The following is a 21,734-nucleotide window of genomic DNA, read 5'->3' on the forward strand; positions in this document are numbered from 1 at the left end:
TAAAAAATCAAACACCCAATACTTGAAAAGCAGACTAATAAGCCTGCTTTTTAAATCTTTGTAGAAAATCTACTAAACTGTATCTGGAGCTCTTATCGAGATTTGAACTCGAGACCTCTCCCTTACCAAGGGAGTGCTCTACCACTGAGCTATAAGAGCGATTATCCTTCGATGGAGCGGGAGACGAGGATCGAACTCGCGACATGCAGCTTGGAAGGCTGCCGCTCTACCAACTGAGCTACTCCCGCACTGTGTTGGTATATATACCACTTCAATCGAAGTTAATGGTGGTGAGAGAAGGATTCGAACCTTCGAAACTTTCGTAGCGGAGTTACAGTCCGCCCCCTTTGACCGCTCGGGAATCTCACCATATCACACTTATTTCAGTGTTGTTCTTTACTTCACAACTACACACCTTTAAGATGGTGCCGGCACACGGATTCGAACTGTGGACCTACTGATTACAAGTCAGTTGCTCTACCAACTGAGCTATGCCGGCTCTTCTTAGTGTTTCGTACGTTTCGTATCGGAACGGTGTGCAGTTTAGCAAAACTTCCAAACGATGCAAGCGGTTTTTTTAAAAAAACCGCTAAAAACTCATAAAATCAATCCGTTTGATGATAATTCAACCGCTTTGATCACTGCGCGAGCTTTTATTTGCGTTTCATTCCATTCAGATTCAGGATTTGAGTCCGCTACCAGACCTGCTCCAGCCTGTACATAGACCTTTTTATCTCGAATAACACAAGTACGGATTGCAATCGACATATCCATTTCACCGTGCCACCCTAAATATCCTACTGCCCCACCAAAGACACCTCTTTTTACAGGCTCAACTTCATCAATAATTTCCATTGCACGGATTTTTGGTGCACCCGATAAAGTACCTGCGGGGAAAGTTGCTTTGAATACATCTAGTGCATCGATATCGTCACGAACTTCGCCTTGCACATTTGAGACAATGTGCATGACATGTGAATAGCGTTCAATCACCATTTGATCCGTTACTTGGACCTTACCTATTTTTGATACGCGTCCCACATCATTTCGACCAAGGTCAATCAACATTAAATGCTCAGCGATTTCTTTTTCGTCAGAAAGCAAATCTTTTTCTAGCGCAATATCTTCTTCTTTAGTTTTACCACGCGGTCTGGTACCTGCAAGAGGACGCACTGTCGCAATGCCATTTTCCAAACGAGAAAGAATTTCTGGCGACGACCCTACAATATGGAATGGCTTTTTATCAGTAATCGTTTGCCCTTGTACCAAGAATAAATAAGGCGATGGGTTCAAATGACGTAAAGCACGATAAACCTGTAAAGCCTCCCCATCGAAATCAGAAACCATACGCTGCCCTGGAACAACCTGCATCACATCACCAGCACGTATATATTCTTTAACTTTTTCAACTGTCTCCAAGAATTTCGCTTTACCAGTAATTGATTCAAAATGTGGAGGTGTATGCGGCTTAGCTTGCAAACTAACTGGAGTAGCTAACAACTGTTCTAATTGATCTAATTTTTGCTGAGCGTCTTCATAAGCATTGCTCTGCTCTGTATCCGCATGAACAATTAAAAATAAAGTGTCTTTAAGGTTATCAAAGACTATGACTGTCTTTGATAGCATTAACCATAAATCTGGCAATGTAATTGGGTCAGCTGTAGGAACATTCTTTAAACGTGGCTCGATATAACGGACTGCATCATAGCCTAAATAACCTACTAGTCCGCCCGTAAAACTCGGTAAGTTTGGCAAGAGCTCAGCAGATGGCACTTTAAATTGCTTCTGAAATTCACGAATATACTGAAATGGGTCTTGGCAATCTTGTTGTGTAATTGAGCCATCAGCATGTTGTATAGACAGAACACCTGCATTACATGAGAAAACCGTCGACTCACCCAAACCAATCATAGAATAGCGCGCCCAATTTTCGCCACCTTCGACTGACTCAAATAAATAAGCTTGCGTGTGGTCTTTAAAACGAGCGAAAACTGATAAAGGAGTTTCTGTATCTGCTAAGCGTTGGCGATAAACTGGAATCGTGTTGTAACCAGCAGCCTTGAGTTGCTCAAATTGCGCTAATGTTGTCATGAATTTTCTCTAATATGGTTTCGATTTAAAAGTGTGTTTTTCTAGATTCGGTTTAGACACGCCATCGAAAAACCATACGCTTATTCATTCTGATCTCCATTTCATTCATTAGATAATTAACTCAGCAAGACTATCAACAACTTGCTGAGGTTGGCAATCATAGATATTTTCTCCATGATTATAGCCATAGCTAACCACAATACAATCAATTCCAGCACGACGCGCAGCCTCAATATCATTACTTGAATCGCCAATCATTAATGATTGTGAAGCAGATATTTTTAGGCTTTGCATGCAATGCAATAATGGCAATGGATGAGGCTTTCTCTCTGGTAAGCTATCCCCACCAAGTACGACTTGAAAATATGGAGAGAGCTGTAAAGCATCAAGTAAACCTTGGGCAAGTTGTACAGGCTTATTGGTAACGCATGCCATTTGTATATTCAAAGTTTTACAATGTTTTAAAAACTCGGTTACACCAGGATAAATTTGAGTATTTACACAGAGTTCTACACTATATATATCAATAAATTTTTGTAATAAGACTTTGTGCTGTTCAGGATCTAATTTTCCAAAAATATGAAGCAGAACACTTTCACAGAGTTTTGAAGCTCCTTTACCCACCCATTCTCGTATTTGAACTTCTGTTACCAATGGCCAACTTAGCGCCTCTAAACTTAAATTCATAGACCGATACAAATCAGCAGCAGAATCAACCAACGTCCCATCTAGATCAAATAAAATTAAATCGCGCTTACTTAGTTGTGCAACAGACATCTTTTTTCTACTCAAAATTAAAAAGGCATGCGTTTAGCATGCCTTGATTGTAAAAGCAGCAACGGATTATTTAAAGAATAACCACGCCAATACAGCTAAAATTACTAAAATAATGATAGTGATTAAACCAACTGAGGCATTCTTTTGTTGCTCTTTTTCTTCAGCAACACGAGAAACCGGTTCATCAAAAGCGATAGGTGTTTGCTGTTGTGCATTAATATCTACACCCTCTGGAATAGGTGCAGGCTTTGGAATAGAAATATTCTGCGGCATACCATCGCGACGAACTTCTACTTCTGCGGCACGCTCTGCAAGGGTCGGCATTCCTTGATCGCTTAAATCTGGAGAGGATGTCGTATTTACAGGTTCGGCTTCAATTTCAGGTAATTCCGTGATTTTCTGTGCAGGAGCCAATACAGAAAATTTAAAACTAGCAAACTGAACAATATCACCATCATGTAGCTGCTTTTCTTGCTCAATACGAATATCGTTCACAAATGTGCCATTGGATGAATTAAGGTCTTGCACCCATAGCGCTTGATCTTTTAGAAGCAATGCAGCATGGCGACGTGAAATTTCAGCAGCTTGTAACAAAACATCAGCATCTTGATGACGCCCTACCAACATATCACGATCAACATTAATTTCTTGGCCAGTAATTTCACCAGTAATTGCTTGTAGTTTCCAAGTCATGCGTATGTCCTATTCATTTTTTATCAATCATAACATGCTACTACTGTGCTGTGCTTGGGCGCAGTGTCGTTGTTGTTACTGTATTTTTAGTACGATTAACTTCAGGATCAGGTAACTGTAAAGTTTGCTTTTGCACTGCTGGCTCTACGGCTACAGGTGTAGTTACCGTCGAGGTTTTTCCACCTGAAGGAACCTGTTGATAGTTTTTCGGCTGAGAGGCAATACTAGGTGGTGTCATCTTTTGATTGTAGACATCATCAACCTGCTCAGGCAGTTTTGCAAAATTGCCGTTTTTATCCATAGCCAATTGCAAGCTATAAAGCTGGCTATAGCGCTGCTGAGACAAACGGCGCACATCATTTGCATCACCCACAATTGTTGGGTGGATAAAAACAAGAAGGTTACGCTTCACATTACTTCGAGTATCCGAGCGGAATAATCTACCTAAGTATGGAATACTGCTTAACCCAGGAATACCTTGACGATTAAATTCAACATCATCAGATACTAAGCCACCCAAGACTACTGTCTGTCCATGCTCAGCCAATACAGCTGTTTTTATAGCACGTTTGTTTGTAATCAAATCGGCAGCCTGCCCCTTACTCGCCTGAACATTTGAAACTTCTTGTTCAATTTCAAGTCGAACTGTGCCATTTTCACCTATGTGAGGTATAACTTTTAATGTCACCCCCACATCTTTACGCTCAACCGTGGTGTATGGGTTGATCCCCGTACTGTTTGTAGTGACCGATCCTGTTACAAATGGAACGTTTTGACCGACAACAATATAAGCTTCTTCATTGTCCATCGTTACAATAGAGGGGGTAGACAATAAATTAGAAGCTGTATTCTCTTTTAAAGCTTGAATTAAAGCTCCATAAAGCTGGCGAGAACCATCCGCACCCTCTTTATACTTCCCTAATGCAATTGAACTACCGGCTCCAATTGCACTTCCCAAACCAGAAGCACCGCCAGTTAAGTAACCTGCTGCCAATGAAGCCAGACTTGAACCTGCATTGGTAAAGTTAATTAGACCAATACCACTATTAATGTCACCAAGTGCCCATTGCACCCCTAATTGATCGGCATCTTTACCTGAAACCTCAATAATCGCAGCTTCAATCAGAACTTGCTGACGACGAACATCAAGCTGCTGAATAGCAGATTCAATTTCGCGCATTAATTGAGGATCTGCCTTAACCACTAACGAGTTTTGAGCATTATCCGCAATAATGCTTACCCCATTTTGGCTAAAGCTAGAGATATTGTTCTGATTATTATTGTTCGAATTACCATTTAAATTAATAGATGGCGTAGAAATTGAACTACCATTTGAACCAGAGGTATTTGAATTGGAATTCTGGTTATTACCCATCAAATTATTGATCGGATTCGATGAATTAGAAGAACTGTTATTACTATTTGACGAAGAAACAGCTTGTCCTGTTACGAGGCCTTGCAAAATCTCAGATAAATTTTTTGCACTTGCATATTTCAATCGAAAAACTTTTAAACCACCTAAACGGTCGGCCGAAGGCACATCTAGCATTTCAATCATGTGGCGAATACGCTTACGCGTTTCAGGATCACCCTTAACTAAAATACGATTGGTTCGATTGTCTGCAATAATACGGATCCGTGCACCATTAAAATCTTTAGATGCTCCCGTAGCACTCATCGCCTCAAGTTGAGTAATGATTTCTTCCGCTTGGCTCGATTGGAGGCCTATTGCCTCAATATCATTCTGGCCAGTACCATCTAGATTACGAATAATATTTTCAAGTTGATAAATATTTGCCGCACGGTCCGAAACAATCAGTGCATTAGTCCCTGCAATTGCGGCCATATGTGCAAATTGCGGCATTAATGGACGAAGTGCTGGAATTAAATCATTAGGATTGGTATTTTCAAGCCAAATGACTCGGGTAACAATCTGATCACCACGCAATTTATTTCGCGAGTCGTAAGGAATTCCCGAATTTTTAACATTGCTATCTGGAACTAGCTTAATGGTGTTACCCGAAGGAATTGCCACCACCCCATTCACATTTAAGACCCCAAGGAATAGGTCGTAAACTTCATTTTTATTGAGGGGTTTATTCGATATTACTGTGACGTTACCACGCACTCGTGGATCTACTGCAAAGTTTTTACCCGTAATGTCTGCCACTTCATTAATAAAAGCAGTTAAGTCAGCATCACGTAAATTGATCTTCCATGTTTGGGCATAGACGCTGCTGCTCACTGTCGCAATCAATGGGGCTGCTGCAAGTAATGCCCAAAGTGGACGTTGATGATTCAATAAAGCCATAACTTGCGATAATTCCTAACTCTTATGGTGACGTGTTATCACTAAAAATTTTGTTGTATGGTCATCACTTGATCACCACGTTTTATTTCTATTTTCACTTGCCCAGCTCGGCGAGCCTGTTCAAGTAACTGCACATCCGTTTGTCCCTGCCCAACCGTTTGACCGTTTAAAGAAACAATCCGATCACCCGGCCTTAAACCTAACTTATTTCGAAGCGCAGTGGGTGTACGTTCTGTAACTTCAAAACCCTCACCAGAGTTCCCACTAACACCCATGTCACGCAGATATTGTTCACGGTTGCCTTGCATTTGCTGAATAGCCTGCCCTAACGCCTCTTGAGTCGTATTAACAGGTGCCGATGACTGAGGCGCAGTAGCAGTTGGCTGTGAAGCATCTGGCGTCATAGGTTGATATAAACCGTTTGGCAAACCTTTAAACTGAAGTTCACGAGTACTTCCATTACCTTGACGCAATATCACGTGATCCCAATAAACTTCTGCTAACTGATAAGAGGTAGAACCTATTGTTTCTCCTACACGATATCGGTCAGCAATATTATCTAGCTTAATAACAGCCGAAGAAAAACGGTTCGGATAGCCCAGCATTACGCCTTGTAATTCTAGGTTGACATTTTCCTGAGCCGCATTGGCTGAAGGTTCATTAAAAAGCGAAAAAGTACTAATGTTAGGAATTTGCGGCTGCTGTGATCCTAACTCGACTCGATCAAACTGCATCATTTGAGGAGGGGCAATTACCCACCAAAATAATGAAGCTAATTTCCAACACAACCATAAAACCAAAAAGGCAAATACAACTACACTTAACCGATCTAATTTTTGCCACTGTAATTGCTGTAATTTTTCAATCCATACTTTCATTAGTTACCCCCTTGTATTAAGGGTTGACGAGAACTAATGACAAACGTATCTAAACCAGCTTTTCCATCATAAGATGGGATATTAAGTAATAACCTTTGGGTAAGCTGTACATCAAGCATCATGTTGGCATCTAATAAAAGATTCGCCATTTTTTGACTGCGTTGATCACGTATATCAACTTGCAATTGTCCATTCTGATCCGTTAATTGCCCATTTAAAGAAGGCATATTCATACGGTCTTGACGATCGCCAATATTATAAATTAAAGCACCACCACCCCAATGTAATTGACCATCAACTGCTGCGAACCCCTGCTCTTTCTTATAATTAAACTCAATATCTTTCAGCTGGATGCTATTCGCAGGCCATTGCCAATTCAAAATTTGTTTTAATGTTTCAGGTGCAACCTGACCATTCATAGCCTTTACAATTACCTTTTTCCCCACACCATAGCCCATTACCCCAGATAATTGGGTATTTCCACTATGGATATCTACATCAGCAGCGAACCTTAGTAAAAACAGGTCTAGAGGTCTAGTTTTCCAATGAATCGAGCCTCTCAAAGTACCACGCCGCCAATCTGCTTGGCCTTGCCAGATATTTCCACTTACATTGTGTAGAGTTTGATTATTCTTTGAAAATTTAGAAATAAGCCACGTCGCCGGGATCTGTAAAATAATAAAAATTAAAAATACAATGAGGGCAAAAAACCACCACTTCCATTGCTTAGACTTTTTCTTCATTCAGCCTTACCAACATGCAAATTATCGTCCTTATTTTGAGAGTAGCTCCCTAGTCTGACATTATGCATACTTTTTCAACATCGCCAATTCACTTCATATAAAAAAACCAAGCAATCGGGCTTGGCTTCGGTATTAAGACTATAAGTTGAACGTATGACAAAATCATGAAAACTTGACGCTCAATGAACTAAATGCACATTTGATCTCAACAATTCATTTAAAGAGCAATTTAAACACTCAATTTTTTAAATAATATTTATAGCAAAATTTTGAGATATTTTTATCAATAAAAAAGCCAAGCAAATTTGCTTGGCTTTTAAAAACGGCAATTTGATTAGATTAAGAAATCTTCAAGTTTTGCGCCTTTTTCAATTTCAGCAACTAACCAGCGTGGTTGTTTACCGCGACCAGTCCAAGTCTCTTCAGTATTGTTTTTGTTGCGGTAACGAGGCTCAACAGATTTACGAGTTGTTTTCTTACGTTTTTGAGCACCAAACTCAAGAAGTTGTTCAACACTGAAACCTACATTTTCAGCAATCTCGATAATTTGATTATAAGCATCTTCGATTGCTTGATCTTTTTTACTTGCAATTAAAGCTTCTGCTTCTTCTTGTAAGCGTTTTAACTCTTCAACAGATAATTCACTGATATCCGGTTTCATTAATAAATACTCCAGTCTTACAGACAATTCAAAATAATACAGACAAAATTTAAAAACATAAAATCAAGACCAATATTATTTATAATCTATTCAATAAGCAATAGTTTGAAAGCCGTGTTCATCAGAATAACCAAAAAAATTACCTTTTAATTACATTACCAATTATAAATGAAATATATTTTATTAATATTTATTTAAGATAAATGTATTAAGTCATGCCCAACTGATTTTTCTAGCTCAATAATTTTTTGTTTTATTTCCTGTGGTATTTCACATTTTCGTTCTGTTAATTTATCTACGCATACCATAACAGCTTCACCAGTAGCGACTATTTGTTGTTGGGTTTCACTCCACAATATATAAGCCATACGGAATGCGCTATTACGGAGCTCTTCCACGCGAACACCAACTTTCAATACGTCAGGATAAAAAACAGGCTTTAAATATTTACACTGGCTTGAAGCTACAACGGTATATAAATGTGGGGTTAATATATTGATTGCTTCCATATATAAAATACGTGAGCTTTCAATATATCGATAATATTGTACATTATTGACATGACCGAAAGCGTCCATATCTCCCCACGCTACTTTCTGTTCATATATTACTGGGTAGACAGACAGTTCTTTCATTTTTACCTCATATTTTAAACTTTAAAAAATTTGCATCATTTTCAAAGATTAGATTTAACTGTTTGATTAACACGTCATCTTCTTTAAGCGTAGACTTAATACGTAAATAGCTCATTAAAATATTATCTGGATATAATGATAATAATGTTTCAGCTTCTGTTTGACGTCCAGTTGCCATATAGACATGCCATTTTGCAAAGGTTAAAACTGGCAAATTCATATATTGATTTTCAAATTGAATAATTTTTTCTTCAACATCGGCATAGTCTGGAACTTGTTTAAGCAACTGCTGCTGAAACCATAGATAAAACACTTCTGGGTCAAACTGCTCTTTTAACAAATGTAGCGTTAAGGCCGCATGCTGCATGCTCATATCTGGCATACGTGCTAATAGTTTTAGCCATAACAACTTACTGCTATAAGGTCGAGTTTGTATTTCAGACTCTAAATCCAAATAACGTTGCTGCAAGGCATGTAAGTCATCGATAGACGCTTGGTCAAATTGCTGAAGAAGCTGCTGTAACCATAAATCACGGTGTTCTGCATCTAGCAAACCGTATTTCATAGAACGTAAATATACCCATGGATGTTGCAGCGCTAATTGCCCCCATAAAGCCGTTAATCTTTGCTGGTAAGCAGTTTCTATTTCTTGTAACCACGGTGATAACTGATGTTGGTATAAAAACTCGAGATGAGTTAATGCACGATCGGCTTCATTTTCGGCTAAAAAGATTTCAATTCGTTGTAACTCTGCCAATTCAAATGCCATCGGTGGTGATTGATCGAGAGCAGCCAATGCTTTTGGATAGTCCCCACTTAAAACCAGAAACTTGGCATCAATAATATTTTTTAAAAGCCCTGATTGAGTAAAAACACGTTCAATAAATACACGTTGATCTTCGGCCGCTTCTAACAACCAAACGATACCTAATTGTTCATAAGGATGAAGGTTTTTAAATTGGAAGACGTTTTCACTTTTTCTTTGTTCACGAGATGAATAACGTTTAATCCACAGCCATAAGAGTTGAGCAATAAAACTCATCACTACAAAAGTAAGAGTTAATCCCCAGACATTTGTTTGCAGCTGCAATTGTCGCCAGTAAATATAGACATACCCCATTCCATAGCCATAACTAAATAAAGCTAAGGCTGCAAAGAGTATTAAGCTGATTACGAAATAAACCCACAGGAGGTGTTTCATATATCCTCCTTATGAGCCAATTAGCCCAAGTGTAGAGAGTTTAGGAACTGGCACCACAGATAAATGTGCCACTTTAGCAATACGTTTTTTTAACTGCTGACTGGTTGCATCAGGCATTTCATCTAACTTTTGCATCACAGATTGCAACTCATTTTGATACTCAGTCATTTTTCCTTGATTGAGTGCTTGTTCGGCAATTAACAATCTTAATTGCACTTCTTTAAGCACAACGCTTCGACTCATTAAATTAATAGATGGCGTTTCTACCTTTTCTATACGGAACCACTTTTTCCACCAAGACACAGTCTCGGATTGATCCATTTCAAGTTTAGGCTGGCTTAAGGCTTGTTGAATATTCTTATCAATGTTCTGTAATAAATCATCGATTAATTGATGGCGTTGATTTTGAGCCAAAGTAAACTGTTGAACTGCCTGCTTATCCTGCTCGAGCGATTGATTCAAGCTATGCTGCAATGCAGGAGCAATTTCATAGTGTACGAGCGATTGCTGTAACTGATTTAATTGATCAACTGCATAAATCAACTGCTGCTGATCAATCGCAAATTGAATTAAATCTAACTTTTGTTTAATTAAAACTGTAGGTGCAATACCTGTCGGTAGAGCATTTGGTTGAACTACTGAACTCGTTTTATTCCCTGTACTTACGGGTTGATTCTGCAACTGTCGCTGTAAAGCAACCAATTGATCATTTAAATTGGCATAGTGCTGTTCTGATTGCAGCAGACTTTGTTTAAGCTCGGGAACAGTACGAGAAATTTGCCACATATCGTAACTGAGCTTAGCCAACCAAGCTACGCCCAGTAAAATGATGATAGAAACAAGTTTTCTCATACGAATCCTTATAATGCCTGAATGTGATGAATCATCCCCGAAGGCGATAAATTTTCAAGTTGAATAATGTGAAAATGAGCCTGTTGCTGATCGCGATACTCTTTAACAATTTGAAAAAGACGAGGTCCTAAAACCAGATATACACCATCAGGTTGTACATTATTTTTTGAACAAAGCTCTAACCAATATTTCCAGCTCGCTTCACTGGTAATTAAGACGAGCCATTTATTTAAATTATAATTTGAATTCTGTGTCAGATGTTTGAATGTAGAATATGAAGCTTCTGGGCACTGCCGATGATATAGAACAAAATTTAAAATCTGAATTCCTTGTTGTTGCAAGGTCTCCATCATAAATTGGCGTCCACCTTCTCCCCGCCAAAAAGCCACACTACCCGTCTGTTGCATATTGTGCAGAATAGGTAGGTTCAACATTCCTTCAGAAGTTTCAACATCTGGGATATGTGCTTCTATTCCATATTCGTTTAGACAATTGGCTGTTGCTTGCCCTACCGCAATCCACTGGATATGTTTTAAATCGCTATTTTTTAAACCACTTTTTACTAAATACTCCATACCCACTTCAACAGCGGTTGGGCTGACGACAACAATAGCTTGCGCCTTAACTAATTGTTGGTAAAGCTGAAGTAAGTGTTCGGAAAAGGGGGTAGCAACGAGCTCTAAAAGAGGTAAAGACTCAACCTGATAACCTTCATTTTGCAAAGCTTCTGTTAATTCAGCTGCACGCGAATCAGGTCGAGTATTAATAAACAGCATGGTTTAGTAGAGGGCCTTTAATAGCTCGCCAGCACCTTGATCAAGTAAGTTTCGAGCAAGGTTTTCACCCAATTGCTGAGCATTATTGGCTTCATCTGTCAGTTCAGCACGTAATAATGTTTGGCCATCAGGGCTTCCAACACGACCTTCGATATGGATTTGACCATTTTGCAGTGTGGCATAACCTGCAATTGGGACCTGACAACCACCTTCAAGATAGGCATTAAATGCACGTTCAGCACGTACACAAACATCTGTTTCTTCGTGTAATAAAGGTTGAATTAAAGCCAATACATCTTGGTCAGCTGCACGGCACTCTAAACCCAATGCACCTTGTCCCACAGCAGGCAAACTAATATCTGGTGTTAAACAATGACGGATACGTTCTGACAAACCTAAACGCTTCAAACCGGCACTGGCCAGAATAATCGCATCATATTGACCTTCATCTAGCTTCGCTAAACGTGTGCCAACATTTCCACGCAAGTCAATAATTTGCAAATCAGGACGTTGTTTTAAAATCTGAGATTTTCGACGCAAGCTTGATGTACCGACTTTTGCACCTTGTGGTAAATCAGCGAATTTTTCAAACTGATTTGAAACAAAAGCATCTAACGGATCTTCACGCTCACAAATTACTGCTAAAGTTAAACCTTCAGGCAAAGCCATTGGGACATCTTTCATTGAATGTACAGCTAAGTCCGCACGCCCATCTAAAAGTGCTGCTTCCAACTCTTTAACGAACAGCCCTTTGCCCCCAATTTTTGCTAAAGGCGTATCTAAAATTTTATCGCCCTGCGTGACAAATTTAACCAGTTCCACCGTTAAATCAGGGTGAAGCTCCTCTAAACGGGCACGAATATGTTCTGCCTGCCAAAGAGCAAGTGGGCTTTGTCGTGTAGCAATTTTCAAGGTTTTCATAAATTCAAGCATGGGCTGGTCAAACAATACACCCTAAACTTAACTTGATCCCTTAAAATTGCAAGTAAAATCTCGCAAGTCCAAGATAACTCTTTTAAATTTAGAGCTGATGAATTCGCTCTCTAAGCGTAGACAAATGTCGACGGCTCACTGAAAGTCTTTCATCAAGGCCTCGCAATCTAACCTGATATTGACCCGAACTGATCAGTTCCAGCCCATCTAAATATGCAACTGCAACCAATGCATTTCGATGAATACGAATAAACTGATCTGCGAATTCGGTTTCAAGCTCTTTTAATGTTTCATCTATTAATACACTGCCATTTTTATGTCTCACAGTGACATATTTCTGATCTGCTAAAAAGTAATAGATATTTTCAACAGGAATCAGTTCAACACCACGATAGGTTTTTGCGGCAATTTGATGACGCTGTGTTTTTAAATCTTGTAAAAGCTCAGAATTCGGTAATGCATTGAGCTGTGCTTGAGTAAGTTGAGTTAGTTGACTTAAAGCTTGCTCAAGTTCAACCGGATCAATCGGTTTAAGAAGATAAGCTTGAGCCTGAGCTTTAAAAGCTTCTAATGCATGCTGATCGTAGGCGGTACAAAATACAATCGCAGGTCGAGGATTGAGCTGACTTAACTGTTCTGCACAGACAAGCCCATTCATACCTGGCATTTGAATATCAAGTAAGATTACATCCGGTTGATGAAGCCGTGCCTGTTCCAAGGCCTCCTGTCCATGATGAGCCGCTGATACAACCTCATGTCCCATCTTTGAAACTAAACGTGATAAACGCTCCACTGCAAGTGGTTCATCATCACAAATTAGCACCTTCATTCATCCTCCTTGTCACCGTTAACTTGGTCCATTTTTTTATGGTTAACTCTGACTGACTTATTATTTTGTTTGATATTGATAGCTCATAATAGTGGTATATAAAGCTTCACCTTTATAAACCTGAAACCTAACGGTGTTCCCATAATACGCTTTCAAGCGCTGCTTAACATTTTCAAGAGCGATTCCATGCCCTTTCCGTGAATTTATTGTATCGTCTGTATATGGGTTGGTAATGACTATACTGACCTGATTTTGCAATATTTCAACCAATACCCCTATGGTTGCTTTACCTATCATTGGTTCTACCCCATGAAAAATACTATTCTCTAACAACGGTTGTAATGTCAATAAAGGAATAGTGATCTGTTTTAATTGCACAGATGAAAGCTCAATCTTCCAATCTACTTTTAAACGTTCTCCCAAACGGACCTGTTCAATCATTAAATATTGTTTACTCAGCTCGATTTCTTCATGCAGACTCACCAATTTTAATTCTTGGAAACTCGCGCGAAATAACCGCGACAAACTAATGAGCATGCTTTCTGCTTTATCTGGATCTATCGCAATTAAACTCACCACATTATTTAAACTATTAAATAAGAAGTGAGGATGAATTCGTGCTTGCATGGCCTGAATACGGGCATTTAACTCGGCATATTGCTGATGCAACCATTGTTCCCTGACATATAAATAACGTAAGCAGAAAGCCCCGAGTAATATTCCATAGCTTAGATATAAAGGTACATTGGTAAAATAAACACTCCAGCCCTGCGTTAAAGAAGCATGTTTATTTAAAAGACCAAACTGAAAAAAATTACTCATTAAAGTGGTCAAAACAACAATACTTTGCAGCATGACAAAACCAATAGCCAAAGCAAATTCTTGACGCAAGCTGCTAAAAAAACCTTGAAAGCGTTCAACCAATGCAAAAAAGGACAATATTACCCAGTTAATAAAAACGATGTATTGAAAAAGCCTTCCTCCCCTTAAGGCTTGCCAAGACTGTGCTTCAGCCAATGCCAAAACCAGTGCCAAAACATTACTTGCGATAATTAATTCGAATAAGTGTTGCCAACGCCCGCTTTTCGTAAAAAAATAGGAGGAATTTTGATTTCGGTATGCTGTAGGAAACAACTTTGTTTGTTGAGCTTCGGCAAGTGATATACTCTTTTTTATTTTACTGAGCCACCATGACCACATCTTCAAATCCCCCTAATTCAGTAACCCCAGACCAAACCTCAGGTATGTGGGGTGGTCGTTTTTCTGAAGCGACGGACGCTTTTGTAGCCGAATTTACCGCCTCTGTTCAGTTTGACCAACGTTTTTATAAGCAAGACATCGCTGGTTCGATTGCGCATGCTACCATGCTTGCGAAAGTTGGCGTACTCACAGAAGCAGAACGCGATGACATTATTGAAGGTTTAAGCACCATTCGCTCAGAAATTGAGGCTGGAAACTTTGAGTGGCGCATCGATCTTGAAGATGTTCACATGAACATTGAATCACGTTTGACTCAACGTATTGGCATTACAGGTAAAAAATTACACACAGGCCGTAGCCGTAACGATCAGGTTGCAACTGATATTCGTCTTTACCTGCGCGACGAAATTGATGATATTTTAAAATTATTAGAACGTTTACAAAAAGGCTTGTTAGGCTTGGCTGCCAAAAATGTAAATACAATTATGCCAGGCTTTACCCACCTACAAACTGCTCAGCCTGTGACTTTTGGTCATCACTTGTTAGCATGGTTTGAAATGTTAGTACGTGACACTGAACGTCTTCAAGACTGCCGTAAACGTGTTAACCGCATGCCACTTGGTTCAGCTGCTCTTGCTGGTACAACTTATCCGATTGACCGTGCTTATACAGCAGAACTTTTAGGTTTTGAAGCTGTATCTGAAAACTCTCTTGATGCTGTATCTGACCGTGACTTTGCCATCGAATTTAATGCTGCTGCTGCACTTATTATGATGCATTTATCACGTATGTCAGAAGAGCTCATTCTTTGGACTTCTGCACAGTTCAAATTTGTGAATATTCCTGACCGCTTCTGTACTGGTTCTTCAATCATGCCACAGAAGAAAAATCCGGATGTTCCAGAACTTATTCGTGGTAAATCTGGCCGTGTATTTGGTGACTTAATTAGCTTACTTACGCTCATGAAAGGTCAACCATTGGCATACAACAAAGATAACCAAGAAGACAAAGAACCTTTATTTGATGCAATCGATACGGTTCGTGGTTCACTCATGGCATTTGCAGACATGATTCCTGCATTGGTTCCAAATATTGAAATCATGCGTGAAGCTGCTCTTCGTGGATTCTCAACTGCAACTGACCTTGCTGACTACTTAGTGAAAAAAGGCGTTGCGTTCCGTGATGCGCATGAAATTGTAGGTAAAGCAGTAGCATTAGGTGTTGCAGAAGAAAAAGATTTATCTGAACTCACACTTGAGCAATTACAGCAATTCTCTGACTTAATTACAGCAGATGTATTTGATAAAGCCTTAACTTTAGAAGCTTCTGTAAATGCACGTGATCATATTGGTGGAACTTCTCCAAAACAGGTTGAAGCTGCAATTGCGCGTGCCCATACACGTTTAGAACAGTTATACGCTTAAGGATAAAACATGAGTCGCCAAGTATTTTGCCGTAAATATCAAAAGGAAATGGAAGGTTTAGACTTCGCTCCTTTCCCAGGTGCTAAAGGCCAAGATTTTTTTGAAAATGTTTCTAAACAAGCATGGCAAGAATGGTTACAGCATCAAACTACGCTCATTAATGAAAAGCGTTTAAACGTGTTTGAACCAGAAGCTAAAAAGTTTCTGGAAGAACAACGTGAGAAATTCTTCAATAATGATGAAAGCGTAGAAAAAGCTGAAGGCTGGAAACCAGAATAATCGGTTTGTTTTAGCTTACTCATCATTAAAAAGGCGGGTCTATATACATAGATCCGCCTTTTTTTACGTGAAACTTACACAAACATAAAAAGCCTTACATAGAGCGCACAGGACTCTACATGACATCAAAAAGCGAAGAACTTAATATCACTCTATAGCAAGAAGAACACGATCCCTGTCGTGTTTATGCACTTGATTTTCTGTCCTGAACTTCCCCCCAAAGTTCGGGACATTTTTTTATCTATTATTTTTTAAAAACAAAAAAGCCTTGTTTTAAACAAGGCCTTTAAATATTTCAGCTCAAGATTACTTTTCGTGGACTTTGGCTTCAATTTCTTCAATTTTGGTATGACGAGCATCAAAGCCTTTCGCCATATAAATCACTTGCTCAGCAATGTTACGTGCATGATCGCCAATACGCTCTAATGAACGTAAAACCCACATGACATTAATCACACGAGCAATATGGCGCGGGTCTTCAATCATATAAGTCATTAATGTACGTGTTGCTGATTGATATTCACGGTCAATGTCAGCATCCGCTAAAAGTACACGTAAAGCTTGATCTGCATCTAAACGTGCAAAAGCGTCAAGTGCATCATGAATCATGACACGAACTTGGTTACCAATATGACGTGTTTCCATGTAGCCACGCGGTGACCCGCCCTCTTCACACAGGTTTTGTGCAATACGGGCAATTTTTGCAGCTTCATCACCAATACGCTCAAGGTCAGTATTGGCTTTGCTCATGGCAATAACCATACGCAAATCAATCGCTGCCGGATGACGACGCGCCAAAATTAATGTTAAGCCTTCATCAATATCACGTTCATATTGATTGACTGCATTATCTTTAAATTGAACATCAATCGCTAAATTTGCATCTGTATCAAGTAAAGAATGGATTGCATTTGCAACCTGCTGTTCGACCAAGCCACCCATGGTCATAAACTTTGTGTTTACATCTTGCAAATCTTCATTAAATTGAGAAGAAATATGATGGCTTAACACCGGATTACTCGGACTCAAGGGAAGCCTCCAACATGATGGCGCGGGAATAAAATGATTGAGCATTAAAACACAGCAATCATTAAGTTTTTATGACAAAATTAAATTTCAGATAAAAGCATTTAATTACTGATAAGTTAACCAGCTATTAAGCTCAACCAGATCCTTTTCACCTAACTGGCCTACCGCAGCTTTTAAACGAAGCACATTCAATAAATAGTCATACTGAGCATTAAGATAATCCTGTTTTGCAGAAAAAGCATTACGCTGCGCCAATAAAACATCAACCATACTTTTTAAGCCTTCGTTATAACTCGCTTTTGAAGCTTGAGAAACTAAAGAAGAGGAATCCATTGCAGCCTTTCTTGCTTCAAGTTTGGCTTGATCCGTGTCTACCTGCATAAAGGCACTTTTCACATCGACATTGGCACGGCGAATGGCTGCATCAAGTTGTGCCTGCGCTTTACTGACTTCTACAGTGGCTTTTTTAATTGATGTTCGGGTCCGTCCACCATTAAATAGATTCCAGTTCATTTCTACCCCGACCTGATCAAATTTTCCGTCAGTCGAAATGAGTGTCTCTGGTGTTTGTTTAGTATAGCCATAACTTGCTACGGCATCTATTTGAGGATAAAGCGCTGCCTTTTCGACACGGCGCTGATCTTCACTATATTTTTGCTGTAAACGGGCTTGCTGGATCTTTAAGTTTTTTTGCTGGGCCAAAGAAAGCCAGTCATTCAGTTCTGCCGGATAAGGCTTTTGAAAATTAAAATCACTGCGCAGTACAGCGAGTTTATCTTGATAAGAACCAATATATTCAGAAAGCTGCTCTTGGGCTAAAAGTAATTGAACATTGGTTGAAATACGATTGGCTCTGGCATTTTGATATTGAGCATTTGCTTCACTTACATCACTACGTGCCACCAACCCTTCTTTGAGTTTGGCATTCATCATATTGAGCTGTTCAAGCAAAGCCTTTTCTTCTTGCAAGTATGCAACACTCAGCGCCTGCTGACGCAACACATTAAAATAGGCTTCTGCTACATTTAAAACATGATCTTGTTTTTGCAGCCTTAAGGTAATTTCACTTAAGGCAACCGAAGTTTTAACTTGCTTATAACCTTCCCATGCATCCATTCGAAATAATGGCTGACGTGCAGTGAGAGTGGCTTGTCGAGTCGTTGATGTATTACTTACCAAAGCATCTGACAGGCCTTCTTGATCAACACCCGGAAAGTTTGAACGTTTTACAGTTTGTCGATTACGAGTAATGTTTCCAGACAATGTGACAGTGGGTAATAATGCCCCTGTTGCCAAGCCTAAATTAAGTTGATCTGCTTCAAATTGTTGTTGATTGGCTTGCCACGTTGGGTCATTTTGTTTTGCGCGCTCATAAGCTTCAACCAAATCTAGAGCAAAACTCGAAGATGCAAAACTCCAAAGGCCAACAGCGACCATTAATTTTATTTTCATTGTTCAAATCAACGATAAAACTTGCCTTTAAGACTAAGAAAAATTCAAATCAAACTCAAGCCATTAAAAGTTTTAGTTTTTTAAGCGTTCTTAGTTTTTGACAATATTAAAATACAAATAAAAATCAAAAACATGCCTATCCAACCTACCCATGAAACATGCTCGCCAACCAAAACAATCGCAAAAATCGCAGCCACTAAAGGTTCAAATAAAGTTAAGGTTGTCGCTTTGCTGGCATTTACTGTTTTTAGACCAAATCCAAAAAGTAAATAACCCAAAAACATAGGAATCAGCATCATATAGCCAGCCACAAGTAGATTGGTTGAGCTTTGTAGTAACCCTCCACCTGTAATCAACAAAGTAGGCAGTAAAATAACCGCTCCACCGCCCATAATCATACCCATTGCAGCTTTAGCAGCAACACCCCGATCTATTAATCTTTTTGCAGCCCATGAATAAAGTGAATAAGTTGTAGCAGCGACCAGCCCAAGAAAAATACCGAAGAATTTATTCCATTGATTTGTACTCTCTTGGACCGCATGACTTTCCCCCATCGATAACATACTTACACCAAGCACACCGCACACAAAACTTAGAAACCAGATAGCCGATAAAGCTTTGCGATCAAAGAATCGTTCTAAAATTGCTGCGATTAGTGGAGCAGTACCAATTGAAACCACGGTGCCAATCGTAATACCTGCATAATGCATTGAAGAATAAAAAGCCAAGGGATAAATACCCACCGCCGCTATGCCTAAAAGCAGTATTGAAATATTTTCCCTTATAAACTGGCGGTTTTCGCGTATTGCTCGTGATGCAACCAAAGCTTGTAAAAGGCCTCCACCGCCCATCGCTACAGCGCCAATAGCAAGTGGGCCAAGTGTCGGTGCAAATGCTGCCGCCGTACCTGTTGTTCCCCACAAAACAGAAGCAACTAAAATTGCAATTGTGCCTCCATAGCTACTATTTTTAATGAGGCTAATCATATGGACATTCTCTATTTAAAATGTCTTCTGCCATTTGTTTTGCTAATAGAAGTTGACGGCTGTTTCCTTCTAAGCCTGCTCGTGCCATAGAACCCTCTAAAAGAAAAGAAAGCTGCGTAGCCACATAGTTAACGCGCTGTGACTCTGGGATTAATTTTTTTAAATGCTCAGCAACAATAGCCTCCACTTCTTCTTTATGCTGCCTTACAGAACTACGCCCTGTACTATTGGCCGGAAACTCAGCCGCAGCATTCAATAACCCACAACCTCGAAAGCCTTTTTCATAGGCAAATTCCGCATGGTCTTGATAGGCATCAAATACGGCCAAGATGGCTTCTTTAGCTGTTTTTATTTTTTCTAAACGCTTTTGGTAGAGATCAAGCCACTCTTGATGGCGTGCAGCAATGTAGGCATCGACAAGCTCACCTTTTGAAGAAAAATTATTATAAAGCGACATCTTCGCAACATCTGCTTTAGCCGTAACTGAGTTAATTCCAGTTGCAGTAATGCCATCGTTATAAAACAAAGTTGAAGCGGCATCGAGAATTTTCTGTCTTGCTGTTTTATCATTCATAGTTTTTTAATTAAGTAGACCGACCTACCTAATAATAAAGATTTCTAACAATGATGCAATCTTTTTAAGCGTTATAATTTGAGCAATATTAATTTCTATAAAAGTACAATGATGAAAAAAGTTCTAATAATGAGTATGTGCGGTGCACTACTTTTAGCTGGATGTAATAAAACATCAGAGCAAGATCAGGCTGTATCTAAAGAGCAAAAACCAACTGAGCAAAAGGCCACTCAAAAACAAGACAGTAGCTGCTTACAAATTATGGTAGCTATGCACACGATTAATCAAAACAGCAAAATAGAAGACTTAAATCAAATTAATGAAAAGCTTAAAATCTGTGTTCCCTCTTTAAAAAATCATGAGCAGCTTAAGCTGATTGATGCATCAACTGCCATGTATCAACGTTTTCTAAAACAAGACTACACTGAAAAAACAGGTAGAGCTTTTGAAGCATTTGGCTATGCCGTTTTAGAACAGAAACAAGACCTTAAAAAGGTCATCCAAACTCAGAAAAAACTCTTTGACCAACTTAGCCCGCGTGATCAATATTTACTTCAACATGAAGGGCAAGCCTATATTGAACTTCTCTATCAAGGTGAAGGCATGTTTACCTATCGACGCCAGCCAAGCTATTTAGTTGACGTTTTTTCTAAGTCCTTACCCGCGGACCAAAAAGAGTTTTTAACTCGTATGGCGAAAGACAATCAAAATATTTTCTATAATGATGGTGCGTTGGCTATTTCATGGAAAGAGCTCACTGAACGCGCATTATTTTGGGAAAAGTTTATTCAAAAGTATCCAAAGAGCCACTTTATTGATGATGCAAAACGACTATTTAATGAATATCGTTATTTTATTTTCTTTGGCTTAGACAACACGCCAGTGTCAGATGAATATGCGCCGAACACATGGTTTGATAAAGATGCGCTTCAGCAAATTCGGTTTCTCTCTACACAAAATGAGTCGAGTTTAGCCAAACCTGCTCAACTGTTTCTTAAGTTTATTGCTACGCCTGTAGAAGAGCGCAATAAGCAATTTAAAATAGATTTAACTGATAAAAATGGTGATAAAAAATCAAATTATCAGATGACTCATGAACAACTTGAGCAGCTCTTAAAATTTGATTCGCCATGGAACACGGAAGTCTATCGTGACTGCCATATGGATGCGGTTTGTATAGATACAAATTGACAATGCCAGCCAACCTAAAACATGTTAGTCTTTAAATCGCTTGACGGAGCGCGAGTAATAGCTCGCTGAGATTGTGTAAATTCCGTGTTATCGCAACACAAGTTTGATCACAAGTACCGTTGAACCTGATCAGGTTAAGACCTGCGTAGGAATCAAGCCATCTGAAAACTTACAGCCTTAAATTTATCTAGCAAAGATAAATCCGCCATCGTTTTTGGT

At 39.3% G+C, this 21,734-nt stretch carries 21 protein-coding genes, 4 tRNA genes and 1 riboswitch; of the genes, 3 read left to right on the forward strand and 22 right to left on the reverse strand.

Going from position 1 to position 21,734, the window contains the following annotated elements; all coding sequences use genetic code 11:
* Nucleotides 1-84 precede the first annotated feature (84 nt).
* The 18 genes from AC52J8_RS16810 to AC52J8_RS16895 form a co-directional block, all read right to left on the reverse strand.
* A tRNA-Thr gene (locus AC52J8_RS16810) sits at nucleotides 85-159 on the reverse strand.
* 13 nt (nucleotides 160-172) lie between these two features.
* Nucleotides 173-248, reverse strand: a tRNA-Gly gene (locus AC52J8_RS16815).
* Between the two features lie 37 nt (nucleotides 249-285).
* Nucleotides 286-369: transfer RNA gene (locus AC52J8_RS16820), tRNA-Tyr, on the reverse strand.
* A 54-nt stretch (nucleotides 370-423) separates the two neighbouring features.
* Nucleotides 424-499, reverse strand: a tRNA-Thr gene (locus AC52J8_RS16825).
* Nucleotides 500-597: 98 nt separating this feature from the next.
* The gene (gene trpE / locus AC52J8_RS16830; protein ID WP_005079406.1) at nucleotides 598-2,091 is read right to left on the reverse strand and encodes an anthranilate synthase component I; all 1,494 of its coding nucleotides are present in this window, start codon (nucleotides 2,089-2,091) and stop codon (nucleotides 598-600) included.
* Between the two features lie 108 nt (nucleotides 2,092-2,199).
* Nucleotides 2,200-2,868: a phosphoglycolate phosphatase gene (locus AC52J8_RS16835; protein WP_005079407.1), complete on the reverse strand. Its 669-nt coding sequence runs from the start codon at nucleotides 2,866-2,868 to the stop codon at nucleotides 2,200-2,202.
* A 66-nt stretch (nucleotides 2,869-2,934) separates the two neighbouring features.
* The gene (locus AC52J8_RS16840) at nucleotides 2,935-3,561 is read right to left on the reverse strand and encodes an FHA domain-containing protein (protein ID WP_017400183.1); all 627 of its coding nucleotides are present in this window, start codon (nucleotides 3,559-3,561) and stop codon (nucleotides 2,935-2,937) included.
* Between the two features lie 40 nt (nucleotides 3,562-3,601).
* The gene (gene gspD / locus AC52J8_RS16845) at nucleotides 3,602-5,872 is read right to left on the reverse strand and encodes a type II secretion system secretin GspD (protein ID WP_057077393.1); all 2,271 of its coding nucleotides are present in this window, start codon (nucleotides 5,870-5,872) and stop codon (nucleotides 3,602-3,604) included.
* 41 nt (nucleotides 5,873-5,913) lie between these two features.
* Nucleotides 5,914-6,750, reverse strand: coding sequence for a type II secretion system protein N (locus AC52J8_RS16850; RefSeq protein ID WP_005079413.1), 837 nt, complete (start codon nucleotides 6,748-6,750; stop codon nucleotides 5,914-5,916).
* Nucleotides 6,750-7,493 (reverse strand): type II secretion system protein N, encoded by a 744-nt coding sequence (gspN, locus tag AC52J8_RS16855; protein WP_086398693.1) that lies wholly within the window; start codon nucleotides 7,491-7,493, stop codon nucleotides 6,750-6,752. Before gspN ends, AC52J8_RS16850 begins: the two co-directional genes overlap by 1 nt.
* Nucleotides 7,494-7,827: 334 nt before the next feature.
* Nucleotides 7,828-8,154, reverse strand: a complete 327-nt coding sequence (locus AC52J8_RS16860) for an H-NS histone family protein (RefSeq protein WP_068564720.1) — start codon at nucleotides 8,152-8,154, stop codon at nucleotides 7,828-7,830.
* A 194-nt stretch (nucleotides 8,155-8,348) separates the two neighbouring features.
* On the reverse strand, nucleotides 8,349-8,789 hold the full coding sequence (locus tag AC52J8_RS16865; RefSeq protein ID WP_002121251.1) for an acyl-CoA thioesterase: 441 nt from the start codon (nucleotides 8,787-8,789) through the stop codon (nucleotides 8,349-8,351).
* A gap of 7 nt (nucleotides 8,790-8,796) precedes the next feature.
* On the reverse strand, nucleotides 8,797-9,990 hold the full coding sequence (locus tag AC52J8_RS16870) for a heme biosynthesis protein HemY (protein ID WP_197738951.1): 1,194 nt from the start codon (nucleotides 9,988-9,990) through the stop codon (nucleotides 8,797-8,799).
* 9 nt (nucleotides 9,991-9,999) lie between these two features.
* The gene (locus AC52J8_RS16875) at nucleotides 10,000-10,842 is read right to left on the reverse strand and encodes a hypothetical protein (RefSeq protein WP_086611622.1); all 843 of its coding nucleotides are present in this window, start codon (nucleotides 10,840-10,842) and stop codon (nucleotides 10,000-10,002) included.
* Between the two features lie 8 nt (nucleotides 10,843-10,850).
* Complete coding sequence (locus tag AC52J8_RS16880) at nucleotides 10,851-11,618, reverse strand: uroporphyrinogen-III synthase (protein ID WP_086611623.1); 768 nt, start codon at nucleotides 11,616-11,618, stop codon at nucleotides 10,851-10,853.
* Between the two features lie 3 nt (nucleotides 11,619-11,621).
* Nucleotides 11,622-12,539, reverse strand: coding sequence for a hydroxymethylbilane synthase (gene hemC / locus AC52J8_RS16885; RefSeq protein WP_032037675.1), 918 nt, complete (start codon nucleotides 12,537-12,539; stop codon nucleotides 11,622-11,624).
* Between the two features lie 100 nt (nucleotides 12,540-12,639).
* Entirely contained in the window at nucleotides 12,640-13,380 is a 741-nt protein-coding gene (locus AC52J8_RS16890; protein WP_063097983.1) for a LytR/AlgR family response regulator transcription factor, read from the reverse strand.
* 60 nt (nucleotides 13,381-13,440) lie between these two features.
* Nucleotides 13,441-14,580, reverse strand: coding sequence for a sensor histidine kinase (locus AC52J8_RS16895; protein ID WP_032005855.1), 1,140 nt, complete (start codon nucleotides 14,578-14,580; stop codon nucleotides 13,441-13,443).
* On the opposite strand from AC52J8_RS16895, the gene argH reads away from it, so the two are divergent.
* Together argH and AC52J8_RS16905 are read left to right on the forward strand one after the other, a co-directional pair.
* Nucleotides 14,571-16,004, forward strand: coding sequence for an argininosuccinate lyase (gene argH / locus AC52J8_RS16900; protein ID WP_002121138.1), 1,434 nt, complete (start codon nucleotides 14,571-14,573; stop codon nucleotides 16,002-16,004). The genes AC52J8_RS16895 and argH overlap by 10 nt on opposite strands.
* 9 nt (nucleotides 16,005-16,013) lie before the next feature.
* Nucleotides 16,014-16,283, forward strand: a complete 270-nt coding sequence (locus AC52J8_RS16905; protein ID WP_000089995.1) for an oxidative damage protection protein — start codon at nucleotides 16,014-16,016, stop codon at nucleotides 16,281-16,283.
* 306 nt (nucleotides 16,284-16,589) lie between these two features.
* Here AC52J8_RS16905 and phoU read toward each other — a convergent pair whose 3' ends face one another.
* From phoU to AC52J8_RS16925, 4 genes are all read right to left on the reverse strand, one after another.
* The gene (gene phoU, locus AC52J8_RS16910) at nucleotides 16,590-17,312 is read right to left on the reverse strand and encodes a phosphate signaling complex protein PhoU (protein ID WP_000075183.1); all 723 of its coding nucleotides are present in this window, start codon (nucleotides 17,310-17,312) and stop codon (nucleotides 16,590-16,592) included.
* A 105-nt stretch (nucleotides 17,313-17,417) separates the two neighbouring features.
* Nucleotides 17,418-18,764, reverse strand: coding sequence for a multidrug efflux outer membrane protein AbuO (gene abuO, locus AC52J8_RS16915; RefSeq protein ID WP_471675389.1), 1,347 nt, complete (start codon nucleotides 18,762-18,764; stop codon nucleotides 17,418-17,420).
* A gap of 80 nt (nucleotides 18,765-18,844) precedes the next feature.
* The gene (locus AC52J8_RS16920) at nucleotides 18,845-19,750 is read right to left on the reverse strand and encodes a DMT family transporter (protein WP_032012548.1); all 906 of its coding nucleotides are present in this window, start codon (nucleotides 19,748-19,750) and stop codon (nucleotides 18,845-18,847) included.
* Nucleotides 19,743-20,324: a TetR/AcrR family transcriptional regulator gene (locus tag AC52J8_RS16925; protein WP_032063106.1), complete on the reverse strand. Its 582-nt coding sequence runs from the start codon at nucleotides 20,322-20,324 to the stop codon at nucleotides 19,743-19,745. Before AC52J8_RS16925 ends, AC52J8_RS16920 begins: the two co-directional genes overlap by 8 nt.
* 108 nt (nucleotides 20,325-20,432) lie before the next feature.
* Here AC52J8_RS16925 and AC52J8_RS16930 point away from each other — a divergent pair, with 108 nt between their 5' ends.
* Nucleotides 20,433-21,515, forward strand: coding sequence for a hypothetical protein (locus tag AC52J8_RS16930; protein WP_057070659.1), 1,083 nt, complete (start codon nucleotides 20,433-20,435; stop codon nucleotides 21,513-21,515).
* 34 nt (nucleotides 21,516-21,549) lie between these two features.
* Nucleotides 21,550-21,684: riboswitch (TPP riboswitch) on the forward strand.
* Nucleotides 21,685-21,734 lie beyond the last annotated feature (50 nt).

Source organism: Acinetobacter sp. S-1 (assembly GCF_059579785.1).